Annotated in this window: 5 protein-coding genes and 1 pseudogene; 4 read left to right on the forward strand and 2 right to left on the reverse strand. The window is 74.7% G+C overall.

The window, feature by feature from the left end; translation table 11 throughout:
- Positions 1 to 184, forward strand: a pseudogene (locus tag Q0195_RS15270) (hypothetical protein); the annotation flags it as partial.
- Complete coding sequence (locus tag Q0195_RS15275; RefSeq protein WP_299280078.1) at positions 181 to 984, forward strand: sugar phosphate isomerase/epimerase; 804 nt, start codon at positions 181 to 183, stop codon at positions 982 to 984. The pseudogene Q0195_RS15270 and the gene Q0195_RS15275, both read left to right, overlap by 4 nt.
- A gap of 153 nt (positions 985 to 1,137) precedes the next feature.
- Here the strand turns inward: Q0195_RS15275 and Q0195_RS15280 are convergent, their stop codons facing one another.
- Positions 1,138 to 4,716 (reverse strand): hydantoinase B/oxoprolinase family protein, encoded by a 3,579-nt coding sequence (locus Q0195_RS15280; protein ID WP_299280080.1) that lies wholly within the window; start codon positions 4,714 to 4,716, stop codon positions 1,138 to 1,140.
- Between the two features lie 135 nt (positions 4,717 to 4,851).
- A complete protein-coding gene (locus Q0195_RS15285) occupies positions 4,852 to 6,195 on the reverse strand; it encodes an APC family permease (protein WP_299280082.1) in 1,344 nt (447 codons plus the stop codon).
- Positions 6,196 to 6,282: 87 nt separating this feature from the next.
- Between Q0195_RS15285 and Q0195_RS15290 the strand changes: the two genes are divergently transcribed.
- Positions 6,283 to 6,417, forward strand: coding sequence for a hypothetical protein (locus Q0195_RS15290; protein WP_299280084.1), 135 nt, complete (start codon positions 6,283 to 6,285; stop codon positions 6,415 to 6,417).
- A gap of 5 nt (positions 6,418 to 6,422) precedes the next feature.
- On the forward strand, positions 6,423 to 6,957 hold a 535-nt coding region (locus tag Q0195_RS15295; protein ID WP_299280086.1), incomplete at its 3' end, for an alcohol dehydrogenase catalytic domain-containing protein.

Genomic DNA, 6,957 nt, shown 5'->3' on the forward strand with positions numbered 1-6,957 from the left:
GCAGCCACCGCAGTACGGGGCGCCCACGCCGCCGCCCGGCCAGGGCACGCCCCCGACGGCGCCGGCCGAGCCCGCCGCGCCGCCCCGGCCGGCGTTCCGGCCCTGGGAGGACGAGCACGGCAACCCGCGGTACGGCAGGCGCCGCGAGGACCGCCCGCAGGAGGGTGAGGAGCGCTCTTCGTGAGGGTGCCGCCGGTCCTGCTGTCCACGTCGTCCTGCTATCCGGCCAGCACGGAGTCCGCCTTCGCCGACGCCGCGCGGCTCGGCTACGACGGCATGGAGGTCATGGTCTGGAAGTGGCCCGAGACCCGTGACCCGGGGCGGCTGCTCGCCTTCGCCGGCACCTACGGCGTGCCGGTCCTGGCGATCCACTCTCCGACGCTCCTGCTCACCCAGCGGGTGTGGGGCACCGACGCGTGGGGCAAGATCGACCGCTCCGTGGAGCTCGCCGAGGCGGTGGGTGCGGAGGTCGTCGTCGTCCACCCCCCGTTCCGCTGGCAGCGCGAGTACGCCGCCGGCTTCGTCGAGGGCATCGCGCGGCGCCAGGCCGCGACCGAGGTGCGGATCGCGGTGGAGAACATGTTCCCGTGGAAGGCCCGCGCCAAGGACGGCAGCCGCACCAAGGAGCGCCACGCCTACCTGCCCCACTGGGACCCGGTGTCCCTCGGCTACGAGCACGTGACCCTCGACCTGTCGCACGCCGGCATCGCGGGGCAGGACCCGCTGGCGATGGCCCACGCGCTGGGTCCGCGGCTCGCCCACATCCACCTCACCGACTCCACCGGCTCCAACCGGGACGAGCACCTGGCCCCGGGGCGTGGCCGCCAGCCGTGCCGGGAGCTGCTCGCCGCCCTCCCGGAGCTCGGCTTCACCGGGTCGATCGCCGTCGAGGTCACGACCCGCAAGATGAAGCCGGCCGAGCGGGAGCGGGCGCTCGCCGAGTCCCTCGCCTTCGCCCGGGAGCACATGCCGAGCTTCACCTGACGCTGCCTCGGCGGGCTCCGGTGTGCTCCGGCTCCCTCCGCTCAGCCGGTGGTTCGCCCATTTCGCTCAGTCCAGGCTGCCGGGAGGGGCGAGCGATGATCGAGAAGGGCGAGCCAGGCCGCAGTGGGGCCGGCGGGCCGGGTGGCCGGCCGCTCAGGCCGGGGTGCCGTACCCGCCGCCGCCGGGGGTCTCCACGACGAGGACGTCGCCGGGGCCGACCTCGGTGACGTCGTCGCCGGCGAGCTCGGTGACCGTGCCGTCGGCGCGCTCCACCCGGTTCACGCCCAGCGCCCCCGGCTCACCGCCGGCCATCCCGTAGGGCGGCACGCGGCGGTGGCCGGTGAGGAGGCTGACCGTCATCGGCTCGGTGAAGCGCAGCCGCCGTACCGCGCCGTCGCCGCCGCGCCAGCGCCCGGCGCCGCCCGAGCCGCGCCGGACCGCGAAGGAGTCCACGAGCACGGGGTAACGCGTCTCGAGCACCTCCGGGTCGGTGAGCCGGGAGTTGGTCATGTGGGTCTGGACGACAGCGGTCCCGTGGAACCCGGGGCCCGCACCGGAGCCGGAGGCGACGGTCTCGTAGTACTGGTGGCGGGCGTTGCCGAAGGTCACGTTGTTCATCGTGCCGGAGCCCTCGGCCTGCACCCCGAGCGCCCGGTACAGCGCACCGGTCACCGCCTGCGACGTCTCGACGTTGCCACCGACGACGGCCGCGGGGTGCTCGGGCGCGAGCATCGAGGGCCGCGGCACGATGATGTGGAGCGGTCGCAGGCAGCCGTCGTTGAGCGGGATGTCGTCGGCGACCAGGGTGCGGAACACGTAGAGCACGGCCGCCGTGGTCACCGCCGCGGGCGCGTTGCGGTTGGACGCCAGCTGGGCCGTCGTCCCGGTGAAGTCGATCGTGGCCTCGCGGGCCGCGCGGTCCACCCGCACGGTGACGACGATCCGGTCGCCGCTGTCGGTCTCGTACTCCGCCGCGCCGTCCTCCAGCGCGTCGATGACCCGCCGCACCGCCTCCTCGGCGTTGTCCTGGATGTGGCGCATGTAGGCGAGGACGACGTCGAGGCCGAAGTGGTCGATCATCGCCCGCACCTCGGCCTCGCCCTTGGCGTTGGCGGCCACCTGGGCGCGCAGGTCGGCGAGGTTCACCTCCGGGCTGCGCGAGGGGTAGGGCCCGGAGGTGAGCAGCGCCCGGGTCTCCTCCTCCCGGAACCGGCCCGCCGAGACGAGCAGCCAGGCGTCGAAGAGCACCCCCTCCTCCTCCAGCGTGCGGGAGAAGGCCGGCATCGACCCCGGCGTCAGCCCGCCGATCTCCGCGTGGTGCCCGCGCGAGGCGAGGTAGAACAGCACCCGCGCGCCGTCGTCGGCGAAGACCGGGGTGATGACGGTGACGTCGGGCAGGTGGGTGCCGCCGTGGTACGGGTCGTTGACGGCGTAGACGTCGCCCGGACGCATCGTCCCGCGGGTGCGCTCGATGACCTCCTGCACCGCCGCTCCCATCGAGCCGAGGTGCACCGGCATGTGCGGGGCGTTGGCGATGAGGTTGCCGTCCGGGTCGAACAGCGCGCAGGAGAAGTCGAGCCGCTCCTTGATGTTCACCGACTGCGCCGTCGCCTCCAGCCGTGCCCCCATCTGCTCGGCGATCGACATGAAGAGGTTGTTGAAGACCTCGAGCATGACCGGGTCGGCCGTCGTCGCGACGTCGGGGGCCGCAACGGCGCTCGTCCGGGTGAGCCGCAGCTCCCCGGTCTGCCCGACGACGGCCCGCCACCCGTCGTCGACGACCGTCGTGGCGTTGGCCTCCACGACGAGGGCCGGTCCGGTGACGACCGCGCCGGCGGGCAGCTGCTTTCGGCTGTGGAGCGGCACGTCGCGCCACCCGCCGCCGGTGTGGAGCGGCACGGTGCCGAGCGGCTCGAGGCGCGCGTCCTGCGCCGCGACCACCGGCAGGGCGCCCTCGGCGGGCCGCACCACCTCCACGCTCACCGCCTCGACGACGAGCGGCCGGTCCATGAGGAAGGAGTAGAGCCGGCGGTAGCGGTCCTCGAACTCGGCGCGCATGGCGGCCGGGTCGCCGAGCGCGACGACGACGGCGGTGTCGGTGCCCTGGTAGCGCAGGTGCACCCGGCGGTGGACGTCGCGGGCGGCCGGGGAGCCCGGGCGGGCGACCTCCGCGGCGGCCTCCGCCTCGAGCCGGGCGGCGAGGTCGTGCAGGTGGGGCAGGAGCGTGTCGGCCAGCGGCTGCTCGACGGACTGCTCGCGCATCGCCGTCGTGTCGGCCAGGCCCATGCCGAGCGCGGAGAGCACACCGGCCAGGGGCGGGACGAGGACCGTGCGGATGCCCAGGGAGTCGGCGACGGCGCAGGCGTGCTGGCCGCCCGCCCCGCCGAAGCTCGTCAGCGCGTAGTCGGTGACGTCGTGGCCGCGCTGGACCGAGACCGTCTTCACCGCGGTGGCCATGTTCGCCACCGCTACCGCGAGGAAGCCCTCGGCCACCTCCTCCGGCGTCGGGGTGGTCCCGGTGGCCGCGCCGATCTCCGCGGCGAGCGCGGCGAAGCGGCGGCGCACCAGCCCGGCGTCCAGCGGGGCGTCGCCGTCGGGCCCGAAGACATGGGGGACGTGCTCGGGGCTGACCCGCCCGAGCAGGACGTTGGCGTCGGTGACGGTCAGCGGCCCGCCGCGGCCGTAGCTCGCCGGGCCGGGGTCCGCGCCGGCGGAGTCCGGACCCACCCGGTAGCGACTGCCGTCGAAGTGGAGGACCGAGCCGCCGCCCGCGGCCACCGTGGTGATGTCGAGCATCGGCGCCCGCACCCGCACGCCCGCGACGACGGCGTCGAGCACGCGCTCGTACTCCCCGGCGACGTGGGAGACGTCGGTCGAGGTGCCGCCCATGTCGAACCCGATGACCCGCTCCACCCCGGCCGCCCGGGAGGTCCGGGCCATCCCGACGATCCCGCCGGCCGGCCCGGAGAGGATGGCGTCCTTGCCGCGGAAGTGGCCGGCCTCGACGAGCCCGCCGTGCGACTGCATGAACTGCAGGTCGACACCGGGCAGCTCCGCGGCGACCCCGGCGACGTACCGGGCCAGGACGGGGGAGAGGTAGGCGTCGACGACCGTGGTGTCACCGCGCGGGACGAGCTTGAGGAGCGGGCTGACCTCGCTGGACAGCGAGACCTGGGAGAAGCCGAGCCGGCGGGCGATCTCCCCGGCGCGGCGCTCGTGGACCGGGTGGAGGTGGGCGTGCATGCCGACGACGGCGATGGAGTCGATCCCCTCGGCGCGCACCTCACGCAGCGCCGCCTCCAGGGACGCCTCGTCCAGCTCGCGCAGCACGGTGCCGTCCGCGGCGAGCCGCTCGTCCATCTCCACGACGCGGCCGTAGAGCTGCTCGGGCAGGACGATCTCGCGGGCGAAGATGTCGGGCCGCTCCTGGTAGGCGATCCGCAGGGCGTCGGCGAAGCCGCGGGTGATGACCAGCGCGGTGGGCTCGCCGCGCCGCTCGAGCAGCGCGTTCGTCGCCACCGTCGTGCCCATCCGCACGGCGGAGACCTGCTCCGTGGGGATCGGCGCGTCGGCGGGCACCCCGAGGAGCCGACGGATGCCGGCGAGGGCGGCGTCCGGGTAGCGGGCGGGGTCGTGGGAGAGCAGCTTGGCCACCGCGAGCGAGCCGTCGGGGCGGCGCCCCACGACGTCGGTGAAGGTGCCGCCCCGGTCGATCCAGAACTCCCACGCCATGGCTGCCGAGCCTATCGGCGCGGGGCGGCCGCCCGGAGGACGTCCCACCCGCCGGGCGGCTCGGCAGGGCGGGCGGCCCGGGGTCGGCGGTGGGAGGGTGCCGGGCCCCCGGCGCACCGCACCGGTCCGGGCTGCTCAGGCGGCCGTCGTGGCCGCCACCGAGCCGGCGGAGGCGGTGCTGAACCGCCGCGTGACGAGATGGAGCAGGACGCCGAGGGCGAGCATGCCGGCCCCGAGCAGCCACACCGTCCCCGACTGCCGGCTCAGCAGCACCCCGCAGGTGACGAGCGCGAGCACGGGCAGCGCCCGGGGCGTGCGGAAATGGTGGTGCTCCACCCGGTCCTTGCGCAGGACGAGGACGGCCACGTTGGTGCTGACGAAGACGACGAGGAGGAGCAGGACCACCGTCTCGGCGAGCATGGCCAGGTCCCCGACGAGCGTGAGGCCCACCGCCACCGCCGTCGTCACGACGATGGCCAGCCACGGGGTGCGGCGGTTGGGCAGCACCCGGGTCAGCGGGGTCGGCAGCAGCCCTTCGTCGGCCATCCCGTAGGCGAGCCGGCTGGACATGATCATCGTCAGCAGCGCGCCGTTGGCGACGGCGACCAGCGCGATCGCGGAGAACGCCCACTCCGGAACGCCCACCCCGGTGGCGGTGACGACGTCGAGCAGCGGGCTGGAGGAGCCGGCGAGGTCACCGGGCGGCATGATGACGGTGGCGGCGACGCCGATGAGCGCGTAGACCACACCGGCGACGGCCAGCGCACCGAAGAGCGCCCGGGGGTAGACCCGGCTGACGTCCTGGACCTCCTCGGCGACGTTGGCCGAGACCTCGAAGCCGACGAAGGAGTAGAAGGCGAGCAGCGCCCCGCCGAGCACGGCCGAGGCCACCCCCGTCTCCGGGGGCAGGTCGACCAGCCGGCTCGCCTCACCCGCACCGCCCCCGACGGCGATCCCGACGACGACGATGACGAGGACCAGCCCGGAGACCTCGACGACCGTCATCGCCACGTTCGAGCGCACCGACTCGCGGATCCCCCGGGCGTTGAGCAGCGCGAGCAGGAGGAGGAAGAGCGGGGCGGCGAGGACGACCGGGACGTCGAGGAAGGTCGACAGGTAGTCGCCGGCGAAGGCGAGGGACAGCCCGGCGGCGCTCGTCACGCCGGCGGCGAGCATCGCGAACCCGACGACGAAGGACACCCACGGTCGGCGGAACGCCCGCTGGGCGAAGACCGCCGCACCGCCCGCCTTCGGGTACTTCGTCACCAGCTCGGCGTAGCTCGCCGCGGTGAGCAGGGCCATGACGAGCGCCAGCGCGAGCGGGGCCCACATGAGACCGCCCGCCTCCCGGGACAGCTCACCGGCAAGGGCGTAGATGCCCGCGCCGAGCACGTCCCCGAGGATGAAGAGGAAGAGCAGCCACGGGGTGATCCGGCGGGCCAGGCGGGTGGTGTCCGCGGGCGCGGTGTCCGACGTCATCGCCACAGGATCGGGGCCGCGGCGCACCCCGGCAACCGCAGCAGTCTCCGGGTGCAGAGCCCGTACGCCGGTGGGAGGGTGGCGCACATGAGCGAGAACCCGACCACCGGGCCGTACGACCCGGCCGCGGACCCCGACGCCGACCCGGAGCAGCTCGAGTCCGACCAGCCGCGGCCGTCCCAGGCCGAGGGCGAGGACGAGCCGACGACGACCACCGGTTGACCGGCGTGCGTGCACTGACCTGGCAGGGACGCGAGCGCGTCCGCGTGGAGGACGTCCCCGACCCCCGGCTGGAGGAACCGACCGACGCCGTCGTCCGGATCACCTCGACCGCCATCTGCGGGTCGGACCTCCACCTGTTCAGCGTGCTCGGGCCGTTCCTCGAACCGGGCGACGTCCTGGGCCACGAGCCGATGGGGGTGGTCGAGGAGGTCGGCAGCGAGGTGCGTTCGCTCAAGCCCGGCGACCGGGTGGTCATCCCCTTCGTCATCGCCTGCGGCAGCTGCTGGATGTGCTCGCGCGGGCTGCACAGCCAGTGCGAGACCACCCAGGTCCGGGCGCACGGCAAGGGTGCCGCCCTGTTCGGGTACACCACGCTCTACGGCCAGGTCCCCGGCGGGCAGGCGGAGTACCTGCGGGTGCCCTTCGCCGACGTCGGACCGGTCGTCGTCCCCGACGACGGGGAGCCGGACGAGCGCTACCTCTACCTCTCCGACGTCCTGCCCACCGCGTGGCAGGCGGTGGAGTACGCCGACGTCCCGC

This window comes from uncultured Georgenia sp. (genome assembly GCF_937958535.1).
In the GTDB taxonomy this organism is placed as follows: domain Bacteria; phylum Actinomycetota; class Actinomycetes; order Actinomycetales; family Actinomycetaceae; genus Oceanitalea.

Bases quoted from the DNA above. Each gene is read 5' to 3' on its own strand.
- Q0195_RS15290 (WP_299280084.1), top strand. From the start codon at position 6,283: ATGAGCGAGAACCCGACCACCGGGCCGTACGACCCGGCCGCGGACCCC.
- Q0195_RS15280 (WP_299280080.1), bottom strand. From the start codon at position 4,716: ATGGCGTGGGAGTTCTGGATCGACCGGGGCGGCACCTTCACCGACGTC.
- Q0195_RS15285 (WP_299280082.1), bottom strand. From the start codon at position 6,195: ATGACGTCGGACACCGCGCCCGCGGACACCACCCGCCTGGCCCGCCGG.